General features: G+C 65.1%; 13 protein-coding genes. 4 read left to right on the top strand and 9 right to left on the bottom strand.

Features of this window, described 5'->3' with window-relative positions:
- Nucleotides 1-16 precede the first annotated feature (16 nt).
- From CH281_RS17640 to CH281_RS17670, 7 genes are all read right to left on the bottom strand, one after another.
- A complete protein-coding gene (locus CH281_RS17640) occupies nt 17-1,213 on the bottom strand; it encodes a M20 family metallopeptidase (protein ID WP_094694974.1) in 1,197 nt (398 codons plus the stop codon).
- The gene (locus CH281_RS17645; protein WP_094694976.1) at nt 1,210-2,490 is read right to left on the bottom strand and encodes an aminotransferase-like domain-containing protein; all 1,281 of its coding nucleotides are present in this window, start codon (nt 2,488-2,490) and stop codon (nt 1,210-1,212) included. The genes CH281_RS17640 and CH281_RS17645 overlap by 4 nt, the downstream gene beginning before the upstream one ends.
- Before the next feature lie 3 nt (nt 2,491-2,493).
- Nucleotides 2,494-3,672, bottom strand: a complete 1,179-nt coding sequence (locus CH281_RS17650; RefSeq protein ID WP_027497539.1) for a M24 family metallopeptidase — start codon at nt 3,670-3,672, stop codon at nt 2,494-2,496.
- Nucleotides 3,673-3,893: 221 nt separating this feature from the next.
- A complete protein-coding gene (locus CH281_RS17655; RefSeq protein WP_027497540.1) occupies nt 3,894-4,607 on the bottom strand; it encodes a GntR family transcriptional regulator in 714 nt (237 codons plus the stop codon).
- Nucleotides 4,608-4,621: 14 nt separating this feature from the next.
- On the bottom strand, nt 4,622-6,097 hold the full coding sequence (locus tag CH281_RS17660; RefSeq protein ID WP_094694978.1) for an NAD-dependent succinate-semialdehyde dehydrogenase: 1,476 nt from the start codon (nt 6,095-6,097) through the stop codon (nt 4,622-4,624).
- A complete protein-coding gene (locus tag CH281_RS17665; RefSeq protein ID WP_094694980.1) occupies nt 6,094-9,006 on the bottom strand; it encodes an FAD-binding and (Fe-S)-binding domain-containing protein in 2,913 nt (970 codons plus the stop codon). Before CH281_RS17665 ends, CH281_RS17660 begins: the two co-directional genes overlap by 4 nt.
- A complete protein-coding gene (locus CH281_RS17670) occupies nt 9,003-10,268 on the bottom strand; it encodes an aspartate aminotransferase family protein (RefSeq protein WP_094695350.1) in 1,266 nt (421 codons plus the stop codon). The genes CH281_RS17665 and CH281_RS17670 overlap by 4 nt, the downstream gene beginning before the upstream one ends.
- A gap of 105 nt (nt 10,269-10,373) precedes the next feature.
- Between CH281_RS17670 and CH281_RS17675 the strand changes: the two genes are divergently transcribed.
- From CH281_RS17675 to CH281_RS17685, 3 genes are read left to right on the top strand one after another with little or no spacing between them, the layout of a single operon-like run.
- Nucleotides 10,374-11,261 (top strand): ribokinase, encoded by an 888-nt coding sequence (locus CH281_RS17675; protein WP_094694982.1) that lies wholly within the window; start codon nt 10,374-10,376, stop codon nt 11,259-11,261.
- A complete protein-coding gene (locus tag CH281_RS17680) occupies nt 11,258-11,728 on the top strand; it encodes a helix-turn-helix transcriptional regulator (RefSeq protein ID WP_032368193.1) in 471 nt (156 codons plus the stop codon). Before CH281_RS17675 ends, CH281_RS17680 begins: the two co-directional genes overlap by 4 nt.
- Nucleotides 11,729-11,737: 9 nt before the next feature.
- Nucleotides 11,738-12,142, top strand: a complete 405-nt coding sequence (locus CH281_RS17685; protein WP_027497546.1) for a VOC family protein — start codon at nt 11,738-11,740, stop codon at nt 12,140-12,142.
- Between the two features lie 19 nt (nt 12,143-12,161).
- On the opposite strand, the gene crcB is transcribed toward CH281_RS17685, so the two are convergent.
- Both crcB and CH281_RS17695 read right to left on the bottom strand, forming a co-directional pair.
- Entirely contained in the window at nt 12,162-12,536 is a 375-nt protein-coding gene (gene crcB, locus CH281_RS17690) for a fluoride efflux transporter CrcB (protein WP_027497547.1), read from the bottom strand.
- Nucleotides 12,533-12,946, bottom strand: a complete 414-nt coding sequence (locus CH281_RS17695; protein ID WP_094694984.1) for a CrcB family protein — start codon at nt 12,944-12,946, stop codon at nt 12,533-12,535. The genes crcB and CH281_RS17695 overlap by 4 nt, the downstream gene beginning before the upstream one ends.
- A gap of 45 nt (nt 12,947-12,991) precedes the next feature.
- Here CH281_RS17695 and CH281_RS17700 point away from each other — a divergent pair, with 45 nt between their 5' ends.
- Nucleotides 12,992-15,109: a RecQ family ATP-dependent DNA helicase gene (locus CH281_RS17700; protein WP_032370223.1), complete on the top strand. Its 2,118-nt coding sequence runs from the start codon at nt 12,992-12,994 to the stop codon at nt 15,107-15,109.
- The last annotated feature ends 142 nt before the right edge of the window (nt 15,110-15,251 follow it).

The raw sequence follows: 15,251 nt of genomic DNA on the forward strand, positions 1-15,251 counted from the left end.
ACCCCCTCTTGGAAAACTAAAGACCAGGTGGCGCAGCGATTCTGGTGGCGATCAACGCGTACGCCTTTGCGCTGTCGGTCAATTGCTGCACGGCGACGGACTCATCCGGCCGGTGCGCCTGGTTTTCGATCTCCCCGGGACCGAGCACGACGGTGCGGATACCCATCTGCTGTGCCACGAAACCACCATCGCACGAAGCCGTCCAGATGTCAGTGAAACCGGCAGATCCGATGTCGCGAACCGATTGCATTGCAGTGGTGACCAATCCATCGTCCGCAGCGGTCAGAAAGCCCGGCATTTCCATCGACACCTCGAGATGTACCTCGATTCCCGAACCGGTGATACCTGCCGCGTCGATCCGCGAACGCAGCTCGTCCACCACCTCCGCAGCGCTCTCATCGGGTAGCAGCCGACGGTCGACCGTGAGCACGCACCGGTCGGCAACCATCGACGTACCGGTGCCTCCTGTCACGGTGCCCACGTTCCAGGTAGCGGGACCGAGTTCGGCGTGTGGATCCTCGTCCAATTCGATCTGCCAGTCCTCGATGACGGCGACGATGCGGGCGGCAGCGGATATCGCATTGGCACCGTTACGCGGACGACCTGCATGAGCCGAATGCCCGCGCACGTCGATCTCGATATTCGCGGCTCCTCGGCAACCGACGATGGTCACCAAGTCCGTCGGCTCGGCCACCACGCAACACTGGAAACGACGGGGTCCCGGGTCGGCGACGAATGCTCGAATACCCAAGCCCGTGTCTTCCTCGTCCACCAGACACGCCAACGTCATCGGGAAGCGATCTGCAAGACCAGCACGGTTCACCGCATCCATAGCGGCCACCACTGCGGCCACTCCCCCTTTCATGTCGCATGCTCCCCGTCCGACCATGCGCCCCTCTCGCACGACCGCGGTGAACGGATCCGTCGTCCAACCGGTGCCCGCCGGAACGACGTCGGAGTGGCCGACGAACAGGACCCCGGGGGTGTCATCGGGTCCGATCGAGGCGATCACGTTCGGTCTGCCGGGAGCGACCTCGATCGTGCGAACGTCGAATCCCAGTGCGCGACATTGCTCCGCGAGTATTTTCGCGCACTTTTCTTCGGTGTCGCCCGGATTTTCACCGCCCGCCTCGATCAACGCGGCTGTGAGAGAAACGATCTCGCTTTCATCCACGGCGTCGAGCAGAGACTGCTGGGCACTCGGAACGGTCATCGCGTGGGGTCGGAGGCGAGCAGATGCTTCGATTTTTCCACCGCGACGGCCAACCGCCTGATGCCTTCCTCGATGCGCTCGGGTGTCGACGAGGCGAAGCACAGCCGTAGCGAATCGTGAAACTTGCCGCCCACCGACAACGCCGGTCCGGGAATGTAGGCAACCCCCTCGGCCAGTGCGGTTTCGAACAGGTCCTGCGTCGAGAAATCGTGGTCGTTTCCACGTAACGTCGCCCACAGAAAGAAGCCCCCGTCGGGATCCGTGGTGGACATCGCGTCACCGAAGTGTGTCGCAATGCTGCTCTGCATCGCCATCTTTCGCGGTAGGTACACCGCAGCCAGCGACCGCAGGTGCTCCTCGAGCAGCCCGCGCCGGATGTACTCGGCCACCATCCTCTGTGCCGGAAGATTCGTACAGGTGTCCATTGCCTGCTTGGCGTTGACGATCAACCGACGCGCTTCGGGGGCCGCGTCGACCCACCCCACGCGCAGACCGGGAGCGATCATCTTCGAGAAGGTCCGCACCGAGAAGATCAGCGGATCGTTCGGACTCAGCGCCCCGAAACTCGGGATCGGGTCCCCCGAGAAACGCAGCAGGCCATAAGGATCGTCGTCGAGAATCACCGAACCCCATCGGTGTGCCAACTCGATCAACAACAGTCGACGCTCGAGTGACAGCGTGACCCCGGACGGATTCTGAAAGTTGGGAATCACGTAGATCATCTTCGGTAGACGCCCGGCTCGCTCGACGAGTTCGGGTAACGCCTCGACGATGAGACCGTCACTGTCCATCGGTGCCTCGAGAATGTCGCCGCCGTAGCTCAACACGGTGGCAGTTCCGTTGGTGTACGTGGGACTTTCGACGATGACCAGATCACCGGGATCGACGAACAGCTTGCAGGCGATGTCGAGACCCTGCATGCCGCCCGAGGTGATGACGACCCGATCCTCGGACGTGGGTTCGCCGACGGACTCGAGATACGCCAACAACGCGTCGAGCAGACCCGGATCACCCTCGGTGGCACCGTAATCGAAGGCGTCCGCTGTGAGCACACTGCCGGCGATCTCGGTGAACGCCGCAGCCGGAACCGTCTCGGCCGCAGGAGATCCCATCGCGAACCTGACGATGTCGTGTTTCTGGGCGGCGAGAAGCGATGTCGACGAGTCGATCACCGATCCCACCAGTTGGTCGGTGCGCAGGGCCCAGGGAATGGCAGGAGTGGAGCCTGCGGAACGACCCGCAGCTGCAGGAGTGGAGCCTGCGGTGGAGGTGGTCATGTCTCACTCCTTCGTCAGTAGTTCTCGGGGGTATGCGGTGAATGTTTCGACGCCGGTGTCGGTGACTCGGACTGCTTCGGACACCTCGTATCCGTAGTCGTCCATCCACATTCCGCCGATGATGTGAAAGGTCATGTTCTCGGCCAGAACGGTCTCGTCGTCGGTGCGGAGGCTCACCGTGCGCTCGCCCCAGTCGGGGGCGTACGCGACGCCGATCGAGTAGCCGATGCGCGAGGGTTTGTGGAGGCCGTGCTTGGCCAGGCTGGTGTTCCATACCTGAGCCAGCTCGGTTGCGGTGGCCCCGGGGCGGACCGTTGCCAGTACCTCGTTCAGCGCTTCACCGGTGGATTCCGCGAGGTATTTCAGACGCGGACTCGGCTTGCCGAGCACGATCGTCCGAGCCATCGGAACGTGGTACCGCCGGAACACGCCGGCCAGTTCGACGACGGTGGTCTCGCCGCGTACGAACCGTTGATCCGACCACGTCAGGTGCGGAGTGTCCGCTCCGGCCCCGGTCGGCAGCATCGGCACGATGGCAGGGTGATCGCCGCCGAAGTCGGCAGTGCCGCGTACCTGTGCGTTCATGATGGCGGCAGCGGCATCGCACTGCCGTTCCCCTACCGAAATTGCTTGGTGCGCAACAGACATCGCGGCCTCGCACACCGTCGCCGCACCGCGCATCAACGCGATCTCGGCCGGCGACTTGACCACGCGGATCCAATTGACCAACTCGTACGAGTCGGTGAATCGGTACTCGGGTAGCGATTTGACGAGCGCTTCGAAGGCCTTGGGGCTGAAGTAGTACGAGTCCATCTCCAGTCCCACTTGACCGTGCTCGAAGTTGTTGACCAACCCCAACTCTCGTAGCTTGGCGGCTACCCAGACGAACGGGTGGGTGTCTCTGCGCTGAACGAACGTCTCCGGGTATCCGAAGGTGTGGTCCTGCGGCAACCACGACGTACGGAACGCACCGTTGGCATCCATCTCGCGAGCGAAGAAGTACAGCTCGCCGTCCAGCGGCACGTACAGCATTTGCGGGGTATAGAACGAGAGTGCGTTGTAGCCCAGCAGATAGTAGAGATTCGCGGGGTCGGTGACGATCAGCGCAGTCAGGTTCTGCGACGCCATGCGCTGACGGACGGCTGCGAGCCGGTCGGCGTATTCCTCCTCGGTGAACGTGATGGGCGTGCTGTTCGGTACGTCCGGGTAGCGAGCCAGGCCGGGAGCAGCCCGTCCTGGAGTCTGCGCGGGTCCGATTGCGGTGACGTAGGCATCGTCGGATGAGGCGTTCACGGGCACCCCCTTCGGGAGGTCTTTTAGTAGATTGTTGACAATCAGGCTATCCGCAGGTGCCGGTGGGGAGCAAGGGCTGCCGTGTTAAAGCTGTGTTGCGCCCGAAGGCTCTACCCGGGTGTGGCGAGTACGGATTGCTCGGCCTGCTCGTCGACCATGGCTCGCGTCAGATCGTGCACGGCGGTGTCCATGTGTTCGTGGACGCCCTTCTCGAGCGCATCCCAATCCGATCCCAGCAGCAGATCGACGATCAGCTGATGTTCCTCGACCAGGGCTTCGGGACGGTAGTAAGCAGTTTCGAGATTTGCCATGCAAATGCGTGCCTCGGCCGCCAGCGTGGCGTACATACGAGACATCCGACTGTTCCTCGTGGCCGCTACCAGGGCAGTGTGAAAGGCAAGGTCGCGTTCGGCGAGGCCACGCCAATCCGCCCGATCGATGAACGGCTGCATCTGCATCACGATGGCCGAGAGTTCGTCCGCGGTCTTGATCAGCTGGGCACGATCGCCATGTACCAGAGTCCATGCCGCACCGACCTCGATCGCTGCACGCGACTGGTAGATCTCGGCGACGTCGCCGCTGCTGAGCTCGACGACGAACACACCGCGGTTGCGGTAGCTGACGAGCAGTCCCTCCTGATTCAGACGCTGCAACGCCTCTCGCACGGGGCCACGTGAAATCTCCAGCTCCGCCGCGACATTCGCCTCGTTGATCTGTTCTCCGGGCGCGTAGGACCCGTCGATGATGCGATCGCGAATCTGATCCGCGATCACCATCGACGTGTTGCGTGCGTCGATCGGTGTCAGGCGTCTCGAACCGGGCATGATCAGAACCTTCCTCAGCTGCGGGGAATCGCGAAGTATTTGTACTCCAGAAACTCGTCTATTCCGACTTTCCCGCCCTCGCGGCCGAGTCCCGATTGTTTGACACCACCGAACGGGGCTGCCGGATTCGACACCAGCCCGGTGTTGAGCCCCACCATGCCCACCTCGAGGCGCTCCCCCATTCGCAGAGCCCGATCGATGTCCTGGGTGAACACGTATCCGACCAGTCCCCATTCGGTGTCGTTGGCCAGCGTGACGACCTCGTCCTCGGTGTCGAAGGGAACGATGGCGGCCACCGGTCCGAATATTTCCTGGGACATCAGATCCGATTCGGTATCGACATCGGTCAGGACGGTCGGAGGGTAGAAGTAGCCCGGCCCGTCCGGGGCCGCACCTCCGACGACGGCGCGGGCACCGCGCGCGAGAGCATCGTCGACCAGAGCCTGGACCTTGCCTCGGCCTGCGTCGTCGATCAGCGGCCCCACCTCGGTCCCGTGAGAAGCGCCCGCGCCCACCCTCAGCGAGCCCATTCGGTCGGCCAAAATATCCGAAAAGCGTTGTGCCACACTGCGGTGAACGAAGAACCGGTTCGCTGCGGTACATGCTTCGCCCATGTTGCGCATCTTGGCAACCATGGCTCCGTCGACGGCGCGGTCGAGGTCTGCATCGTCCATGACGACGAAGGGCGCATTCCCGCCCAGCTCCATCGACGTCCGCATCACCGTCGCCGCCGCTTGTTCGAGCAGAATCTTGCCCACCGCCGTGGATCCGGTGAAGCTGATCTTGCGGGCAGCGCCGCTGCTCATCCACGACCCCACGACACCCGACGCATCGGTGGTCGGCACGATGTTGACGACGCCCGCAGGCACCCCCGCCTCGTGCAGAATCTGTACCAGCGCAAGTGCGGTCAGCGGCGTCTGCTCGGCGGGCTTGAACACGACGGTGCAGCCTGCCGCAAGGGCAGGCCCGATCTTGCGAGTTCCCATGGCCAGCGGGAAGTTCCACGGCGTGACGAGAATGCAGGGCCCGACCGGCGCGCGGGTGACCACGATGCGGTTCTTCCCGTCTCCGGTCAGGGTGTGATCACCCGAGATGCGTACCGCTTCCTCGGAGAACCAGCGAAAGAACTCGGCTCCGTACGCCACCTCGCCGCGCGCGTCGGCGAGCGGTTTACCCATCTCGGCGGTGATGATCGCAGCGAGCTCCTCCGAGCGGGCCATGATCATCTCGTATGCCGTCCGCAGTATGTCGCTTCGCACTCGCGGTGCGGTGGCCGCCCACTCCGCCGCGGAGTCGACGGCTGCAGCGAGCGCTTTCTCTGCGTCCGCGATACCGCCGTCCGCAACCGTGGCGATGACCTCGCCCGTGGCCGGGTCCACGACGTCGAATCGGGCGTCCGATACCGACGGAGACCACGCCCCACCGATGAAACAGTCTGTGGGAGAGGTGATGCGCGGACGCGTGAGGCTGGTGGTCGAGCTGGCGGTCATGGCCGCGGTCCTTTCGTCGAACGTGGATCGAGTATCTGTGCCAGGTGTACGGATGCATCGTCGCCCGAATCACCGGTGAGTTGGCGCACCTGCATGTGACAGCTGAATCCGTCGGTCAGAACAGGAGTGTCGGGTTCGGTGGCCCGCAACGCGGGCGCGAGAGCCTGCTCGGCGACATCCATGCTGAGCTCGTAGTGTCGACTCTCGAAACCGAAATTACCTGCTACACCGCAACATCCGGTGGCCTCACGTACCGACTCGATGCCCACCGCCGCGAGGGCTCGGCGCTGCGTTGCATCGCCGAAGACGGCGTACTCGTGGCAGTGAGTCTGCACCGTGACCGCAGCCGGCATGCCGCCCGAGGGCTGCCAGCCCGCGCTTGCTTGATCTATCACCGCTCCGGCGAAGCTCTGGACGCGCGCCGCGACCCTCCTCGCCGCGTCTGTGGGGACCAGTTCGGGCATGTCCTTGCGGAACGCGGCCGCGCAGCTCGGTTCGGTCACGACGATCGGTCTGTCGGTACCGTCGTCCAGCGCCGCAACGGCTTTCGTCAGCTGCTTGCGAGCGGACTTCAGCTGACCGGTCGAAATCCACGTCAAACCGCAGCACACATCCGTTCGGCATTCGGTGGTGCGTCCGGAATCTTCGAGAACGCGTTGCGCCGCACCCGCGACCTCGGGGCGAAAACCTTGTGTGAACGTGTCGACGACGAGCACGACATCGGCGTCGCGGCCACCGCCGATTCGGACGGCATCGGCCAGTTCCCTCGACGACGCGAACCGGGGCAATGCGCGTTCGGTGGTCAGCCCACCCAGACGTGCCGCCACTGCCGACACCCGGGGTGTCAGCAGACGATTGAGCAGCGGTGCCGTTCGCTTCGTCACCGCGAGCCATCGAGGCAACCACCCGAGCGAGTAGTGCGAGAGCGGCCGCAGCCGCCTCGCGTAGTGATGGTCGAGGAACTCCGATTTGTACGTGGCCATGTCGACGCCGACGGGACAGTCCGAGGAGCAGGCCTTGCACGACAGGCAGAGATCGAGCGACTCCGCAACGTCCTTCGAGGCCCATCCGTCGGCCACCGTCGGAGAACTGCGCACCATCTCCTGCAGCACCCGCGCCCGGCCTCGCGTCGAATCCTTCTCGTCACCCGTCGCACGGTAGCTCGGACACATGACGCCACCGGTGGTCGTTCGACATTTACCCACGCCCACGCAGGATTGGGTGGCATGGACGAACGGGTCCAGATCGGGTCGCGACCCTATCTGGTGCAGATCGAAGCTGGTCTTCCACTCCCGGGCCGGGATGCCTTGAAGCATCAGGTTGTCCATCAGGGGTTCGGGGTCGGTGATCGATCCTGGGTTCAGGATTCCCGCGGGGTCCCAGATGCGCTTGAACCGGGAGAAGGCGTCGAGCATGCGAGGGGAATACATGACCGGCAACAACTCCGAGCGCGCGCGGCCGTCACCGTGCTCGCCCGAAAGACTGCCGCCGTGCTTGACGACGACGCGCGCGGCAGCGCGCAGGAAGTCGTACATCACTCGTCGTCCGGCGTCGGTGCGTTGGTCGAAGGTGATCCGTACGTGCATGCAGCCGGCACCGAAGTGTCCGTACATCACTCCGGTCAAGTCGTGTTCGGCCAGTAGCGAATTCAGGTCCGCGAGATACGCCGACAGGTTTTCCGGTGCCACGGCGGCGTCTTCCCAACCGCCCCAGGACTCGACTCCACTCGCCAGGCGCGTCGCCAAACCGGCACCGTCCTCGCGCACCCGCCACAACGCTGCGCGATCGGCCGCATCGGTCACGATACGACCCTCTTTGACGCGCCCGAGCCGACCGAGCGCCTCGAGCAACCGAGATGCCTTGTCCTGCACTTCTGTCGCATCGGCCCCGTCGAGGTCGACGTACAACCAGGCATTGCCTGCAGGGAGCCCTCGTACCGAGTCCGGTCCGCGGCGATACTCCATCGTGCCGGCGATGTTGTCGTCGATTCCTTCGACGGCGGCGGGTGAGAACTCGAGAATGGTCGTCACGTCCGCCGCGGCGGCCACCACGTCGTCGTATCCGAGACACAGCAGCAGTGCGGCTGGGGGTACGGGCACGACGGCGACGGTCACCGACACGATCACCGCGCAGGCACCTTCGCTTCCGACGAGTGCGCGGGTAACGTCGAAACCGTTCTCCGGCAACAGATGCGAGAGGTGGAATCCCGATACCTGACGCGGGATGCGACCCAACTCGACCCGCAGGAGGGCCAGGTTGTCGGACACCAGCGAGCGCAGCTCGTTCGAGATACGTTCGGCTGCAGCGACAGCCGCCGAGTCCTGGGTTCGCAGCGCCTGCACACCGGTGCGCGTGACTCGGAGCAGGTATCCATCGGCGGTCACCACATCCATGGCCACCGTGTGGTCGGCGGTGCGTCCGTACCGCACGGAGTGGTTACCGCACGCGTCGTTGCCGACGGCTCCGCCCACCGTCGCGCGGGTCTTGCTGGACGGATCGGGCGCGAAGGTGAATGCACCGTCGGTCCGCGTCACCAACTGACGTTGCAACTCCGAGATGACGATTCCGGGCTCGACGACGGCAGTCCTGGACTCGGTGTCGACCGAGAGCACCCGGTTCATGTGTCGCGAGAAGTCGAGAACGATTCCGCGGCCGATTGCATTGCCCGCCATCGACGTTCCACCGCCACGCCCGATGACGACAACCCCGGCGGCGGCACACAGCGACACGACCGTAGCCACTTCGTCGGCGCTGCGCGGAAAGACGACAGCGGCCGGCGGGACTCGGTAGTTCGATGCGTCGTAGGAGTATTCGGCCAACCGTCGGGACGAATCGTCGACGTCGATGCCCAGTCTTCGCACTCGCTGTACGAGTGCGGGCACCTCGGAGCGAACAGGGGCTGCTGTCACAGCACGTTCTTCAATGTCCGCGACAACGCGTCGAGTCCGTACGTCATCTCGTCGTCGCTCACGATCAGTGCGGGAATGATGCGAACCACGTTGCCGAGCGCACCGCAGGTGAGCAACAGCAGCCCTTCGTCGATGGCACCCTGTTGCACCCGCAGAGCAGCGGCGGCGTCGGGATTGCCCGAGCTGTCTACGAATTCGAGCGCCTGCATCAATCCGAGCCCCCGAGCATCACCGATGGCCGGGTGCTGTTCCTTCAGCGCGAGAAGGCCGTCGAGGAGAACTCGGCCCTGCGCTGCCGCGTTGTCGACCAGCCCTTCCTCGCGCACGACGTCGAGGGTTGCGACTCCCGCCGCAGCAGCGACGGCATTGCCGCCGTAGGTTCCGCCTTGAGACCCCGGCCATGCCTTACCCATCAGCTCTGCCGAGGCGGCGATCGCCGAGATCGGGAACCCGCTGGCGAGTCCTTTTGCGGTGATGAGGATGTCGGGAGTGATCGACGAGTGCTGATGGCCCCAGAACGTTCCGGTGCGTCCGACTCCGGCCTGCACCTCGTCGACGATCAGGACGATGCCGTGGGTGTCGGCGCGTTCGCGCAAGCCCTCGAGGAATGCAGGGGGCGTGGGGAGGTATCCGCCGTCGCCCAGCACGGGCTCGATGATGAACGCAGCCGTATCGGCGGGGCTGGACATCGTCATCAACAGGTAGTCGAGTTCCTTCAGCGCGAAGGCGACTGCGGTGTCGATGTCCCATCCGTACCGAAATGCATACGGAAACGGTGCGATGTGCACCCCACCCATGATCGGCGAGAATCCCGATCGGAACTTGGTTCCCGCCGTGGTGAGCGATGCAGCCGCCACCGTTCGCCCGTGAAAGCCACCGTGGAATGCAACGATGTTCGGTCGACCGGTTGCCATGCGCGCCAATCGGATCGACGCCTCGACTGCCTCGGATCCCGAGTTCGCGTAGAACACACTGTCCAACCCGGCAGGCAACACTTCTCCGAGCTTGTCGGTCAGCGCGAGCAGAGGCTGATGCATGACGGTCGTGTACTGGGCGTGGATGATCTTGCCCACCTGTTCGCGAGCTGCCTCGACCACGCGGGGATGGCAGTGACCGGTGCTGGTGACGCCGATCCCGGTCGTGAAGTCGAGGTACTTGCGCCCGTCGGTCCCGATGATCCAGCTGCCCTTTCCGTGGTCGACGACAATCGGGGTCGCCTGCTTGAGTGCGGGGCTGAGGTGGGTGCGAGTCGACGCTGTCATGGACGCCATCGTCACCCACCGATTCCGGATTGTCAACAATCTGCAATTGTGAATTCCGGGCGGGATCGACCCGTTCGGTCGAGCCGAGAGCGATAGGGTTCGGTCGTGTCCGCATCGAACCCCCGCTCGAGCAGCCCGCGCATCGTCGTACTGGGCAGCATCAACATGGACCTGATCACTCGGACCCCCGCCCTGCCCGAACCGGGCGAAACCGTGTTGGGGACCTCGTTCGACACCGCACCCGGCGGCAAAGGTGCCAACCAGGCGATCGCGGCGTCGAAGTCGGGAGCTCGCGTGAGCTTCGTCGGGGCGGTCGGGGACGACGAATTCGGGCCGACACTGCGGCACACCCTCACCAGCGCAGGCGTCGACGACCATGCTCTGCGAACCGCAGCAGGAGCGTCCGGTATCGCCGCCATCACCGTCGACGACCGAGCCGAGAACAGCATCGTGGTCGTTGCCGGAGCCAACGGCGGTGTGCACGAACTCACCGACGACGACCTGGCGGTCATCGGCGGTGCCGATATCCTGCTGTGCCAGTTGGAGATTCCCCTCGAGACCGTGCTCGCCGCGTTCGAGTACGCGCACTCCCACAACATCGTGACGATGCTCAACCCGTCCCCCGTCCGGGATCTGCCCGACGCTCTGGTTGCCGCCACCGACGTCCTGGTGGTCAACGAGGCCGAGGAAGCGCGCATCGGGAGTCGAGTGAAGAACATAGAACATGTGGTCACCACGCTGGGCGCACGAGGCGCGAGATATCGCGGCTCGGAATCGTTCGAGGTACCCGCGCCGAAGGTCGAGGCGGTCGACACCACCGGAGCGGGTGACGCATTCGCCGGAGCACTCGCGGCATCCTGGTCGAGCGGACCCCGCGCTGCCATCCAATGGGCCGTCGCCGCAGGTGCTTTCGCTGCGACGGGAGCCGGCGCGAGCGCGTCCTCGGGAACGAGGGCCCAGATCGAATCCCTCCGCGGTGCGGACGCGCGATGAGTGCGTACGACCCGACCGAGCTCCGCCTGCTGCGCCGCGCACGCGATCGAATGGATCGCGATTTCGCGAAACCGCTCGACGTCCCGTCACTCGCCAGAACCGCGCTGATGTCCACTGCACATTTCAGTCGCCGGTTTCGGGAGGCCTACGGCGAGACGCCGTACGCGCATCTGATGACACGACGGATCGAGCGCGCCAAAGCGCTGCTGCGACGCGGAGACGTCACGGTCACCGAGGCGTGCTTCGCCGTCGGCTGTACCAGTCTCGGGTCGTTCAGCTCGAGATTCACCGAGATCGTGGGCGAGACACCGAGCGCCTACCGCGCCCGCGATCATCGTGGCAGCCACGCCGTACCCAGCTGCACCGCGATGGTTCTCGGACGCCCGATGCGAGGGCCCACATCCCCGACGGCGGCGGTGACCGAGCCGAGCAGAATCGAAGAAGCATCTGCGGCCGGGGCGTCCTAGCCTTCATCCATGACACTTTCACTGAGCCACGTTCACGTCTACACCGACGACCCCGATGCCTCGGTAGCGTTCTACCGGGACGCTCTCGGACTCGAGGTCAAGAGCGAGGTGGCCAACGACGGCTACCGCTGGATCACGCTGTCCACCAGCGAACAACCCGAGATCGAGGTCGTGTTGTCGCAGCCGCACGCGGGCCGTTCTCGGGAACTGGGCGATCAGCTCGCCGCGCTGCTGGCCAAGGGCGAGTTGCCGGGACTACTGTTCCGCGCCGACGACCTCGACGCCGCGTTCGAGCGGATCCGCGCGGCGGGTACGGGCGAGATACTGCAGGAGCCGACGAGTCAGCCCTGGGGTGCCCGCGATGCCGCGTTCCGTGACCCGGCCGGAAACATGGTGCGCGTCAGCCAAGCCTGAAGTGTGGCGCCCGCCTCGACTACAGAGCCGAGGCGAGCGCCAGACCGCCACCGCACGCGAGTACGGACGCCACCAGTGTGCCGATCGCGTTGACGGCGGCGTCGACCCGACGGCCCTGCTGCAGTAACCGCACGGTGTCCACGGTCGAGGTACTGAAGGTGGTGTAGCCCCCACAGAACCCGGTTCCGAGAACTGCCTGCGCATCGGTGGAGCCGGCGCGCAGCATCACCCAGCCGGCCAGCAACCCGAGCAAGAACGAGCCCGAGATGTTGATACCGACGGTTGCCCACGGGAAGCTCGTGCGCGAGCTCAGCCGTGACTTCACCTCCGCATCGACGAAGAATCGCGCGACCGACCCGAGCGCGCCGGCCAGGATCACCAGGGCCGCGATCATCGGATCACTCTGTTGGCGAACATGATTCCGGCTCCCGCCGCCACAACTCCCAACACCACACTGACGACGGCGTATGCCGACGCCAGTCCGGTGAATCCGCCCCGGACACCCTCGACCGTTTCGAGGGCGAAGGTGCTGTACGTGGTCAACGCGCCACAGAACCCCGAACCGCCGAGCAACCGGAGCCGACGCCGTCCACCCGTATCGGGACCACTGCGCAGCAGCGACTCGAGCAGCAACCCCAGCACGAACGCACCGACGATGTTGATTCCGAAGGTGGCGAGAGGCCACTGCGACGTCGTGTGCGGGAGACGTTCCTCGATCGCATAGCGAGCAGCAGTGCCTGCCGCGCCGCCGACGAATACCGTTGCCAAGGCCGCGAGGTTGCGATGCGATGCCGGGTCGCTCACCGCCGGCTCTGCTCTCTGTCGTACCGATGCTGCACGATGAACAGTATGACGACAGCGACGCACGCGACCGTAGGCAACTTGCGCGAAGACGCCGAAAGGCTGCTGCGTGAGCTCGCCGGCCCCGATGCGGTGTTGCGCGAGGACCAGTGGACGGCAATAGAGGCGCTGGTCGTGCACCGTCGGCGGGCGTTGGTGGTCCAGCGGACCGGTTGGGGTAAGTCGGCTGTCTACTTCATCGCCGCGAAACTACTGCGCGCCCAGGGTCTGGGACCGACGGTCATCGTGTCGCCGCTGCTGGCGTTGATGCGAAACCAGGTCGCCTCTGCGCAGCGCGCCGGGGTGCGGGCGGCGACCATCAACTCGGGCAACATGACCGAGTGGGACGAGATCCATGAACAGGTGAACTCGGGTGAGCTCGACGTGCTGTTGGTCAGCCCGGAGCGCCTGAACAATCCCGACTTCCGCGACCAGGTGCTGCCGTCGTTGGCCGGTGACGCCGGCCTGGTCGTGGTCGACGAGGCCCACTGTGTCTCCGATTGGGGACATGATTTCCGGCCCGACTACCGGCGGATCCGAACCCTCATCGCCGAACTGCGCGACGGCATACCCGTGCTGGCCACCACGGCGACCGCGAACGACCGGGTGGTCGACGACGTCGCCGCCCAACTCGGGGTCGGCGGCGGAGACACCCTGGTCCTACGCGGCGGACTCGCACGAGACTCACTACGGATGTCGGTGGTGCGGATCGAGAACGCCACCGAGCGCGCAGCGTGGCTCGGCGATCACCTGAAGACCCTGCCGGGCTCCGGAATCATCTACACGCTGACGGTCTCGGCCGCCAAGGATCTCGCCGCGCTGCTCACCGACCAGGGCCACGTCGTGGCGTCGTACACCGGTCAGACCGACCCCACCGAACGCGAATCACTCGAAGCCGACCTACTCGCAAACCGGGTCAAGGCGCTCGTCGCGACCTCCGCACTCGGCATGGGGTTCGACAAACCCGACCTCGGCTTCGTCGTGCACATGGGGGCACCGTCCTCGCCGATCTCCTACTACCAGCAGGTCGGTCGCGCCGGCCGCGCCACCGAACGCGCCGACGTCGTACTACTCCCCGGCCACGAGGACCGGCAGATCTGGAGCTATTTCGCCTCCGTCGCATTCCCGCGGGAACATCTCGTGCGACAGGTCATCGAGGCACTCGATACCGACAAGGCTCAGTCGACCCAAGCTCTCGAGCCACTGGTCGAGCTCAATCGCAGCAGGCTCGAGATGGTGCTCAAGGTCCTGGACGTCGACGGGGCCGTCAGACGCGTCCGTGGCGGTTGGATGGCCACCGGTGAGTCGTGGACGTACGACGCGAGCCGCTACGAACGCCTCGAGCAAGCCAGGGACCGTGAGCAGCAGGCGATGCTCGACTACCAGAGCACCGATGGGTGCCGGATGGAATTTCTTCGTCGGCAGCTCGACGACCCCGATCTCGGCGCACCCGGCACCGAGTCCGACCGTTGCGGCCGATGCGACAACTGCACGGGCGAGCATCTCTCGTCCGCGGTCGATGCCACGTCGGTCGACTCTGCGAGGGCCCGGCTCGATCGCCCCGGACTCGATCTCCAGCCCCGAAAGCAGTGGCCCAGTGGGATGAAAAAGCTCGGTGTATCGCTCTCGGGCAAGATCGGCAACCCGCACCGACCGGGTCGCGTTCTCGGCCGCCTCACCGACCTCGGGTGGGGTGGACGCTTGCGAGCCCTGCTGGATGCACCCGACGCTCCCGTCACCGAGGCGCTGGAGAAGGCCTGCATCTCGGTGCTGGCCAACTGGGACTGGGCCGACCGCCCGACCGCCGTGCTGGCCCTCGACTCCCCCACCCACCCGCTGCTGGTGCGCTCGGTAGCCGAGCGCCTGGCAACCGTCGGGAAGCTGGAGAACCTGGGAGTGATGCAGGTCAGACCGGGACATCCCCCGGTATCGGCCGCGAATTCGGCCTTCCGAGTTGCCGGCCTGGTGGACTCGTGGGAGGTTCCGGACGTATCGTCCGTAGACGGGCCGATTCTGCTCGTCGATCTGCTCACCGACACCGGCTGGACGTTCACGTGTGCAACCGCAGCACTGCAGGCTGCGGGAGCGGATGCGATCCTCCCCTTCGCATTGGCAACGCCCAAATAGGGCATAGCGGCAACGCCGAACCAGGGCCTTCTCGGAATGCGGGTTTGAAAACGCGCCAGGTGGGTACCGCCAGCCGATCCTGAAATATGTGAGCACCATCACAATCGGCGGTTAACCAGGCAAAGCATGTCCGATTCGGGCG

It is taken from the genome of Rhodococcus sp. 06-221-2, assembly GCF_002258365.1.
GTDB lineage: Bacteria > Actinomycetota > Actinomycetes > Mycobacteriales > Mycobacteriaceae > Rhodococcoides > Rhodococcoides fascians.

Excerpts from the sequence above, each read along its gene's own strand:
- CH281_RS17645 (WP_094694976.1), bottom strand. The coding sequence starts at position 2,490 with ATGACCACCTCCACCGCAGGCTCCACTCCTGCAGCTGCGGGTCGTTCC.
- CH281_RS17655 (WP_027497540.1), bottom strand. The coding sequence starts at position 4,607 with ATGCCCGGTTCGAGACGCCTGACACCGATCGACGCACGCAACACGTCG.
- CH281_RS17680 (WP_032368193.1), top strand. The coding sequence starts at position 11,258 with ATGAGTGCGTACGACCCGACCGAGCTCCGCCTGCTGCGCCGCGCACGC.
- CH281_RS17660 (WP_094694978.1), bottom strand. The coding sequence starts at position 6,097 with ATGACCGCCAGCTCGACCACCAGCCTCACGCGTCCGCGCATCACCTCT.
- CH281_RS17670 (WP_094695350.1), bottom strand. The coding sequence starts at position 10,268 with ATGACAGCGTCGACTCGCACCCACCTCAGCCCCGCACTCAAGCAGGCG.
- CH281_RS17700 (WP_032370223.1), top strand. The coding sequence starts at position 12,992 with ATGACGACAGCGACGCACGCGACCGTAGGCAACTTGCGCGAAGACGCC.
- crcB (WP_027497547.1), bottom strand. The coding sequence starts at position 12,536 with ATGATCGCGGCCCTGGTGATCCTGGCCGGCGCGCTCGGGTCGGTCGCG.
- CH281_RS17685 (WP_027497546.1), top strand. The coding sequence starts at position 11,738 with ATGACACTTTCACTGAGCCACGTTCACGTCTACACCGACGACCCCGAT.
- CH281_RS17640 (WP_094694974.1), bottom strand. The coding sequence starts at position 1,213 with ATGACCGTTCCGAGTGCCCAGCAGTCTCTGCTCGACGCCGTGGATGAA.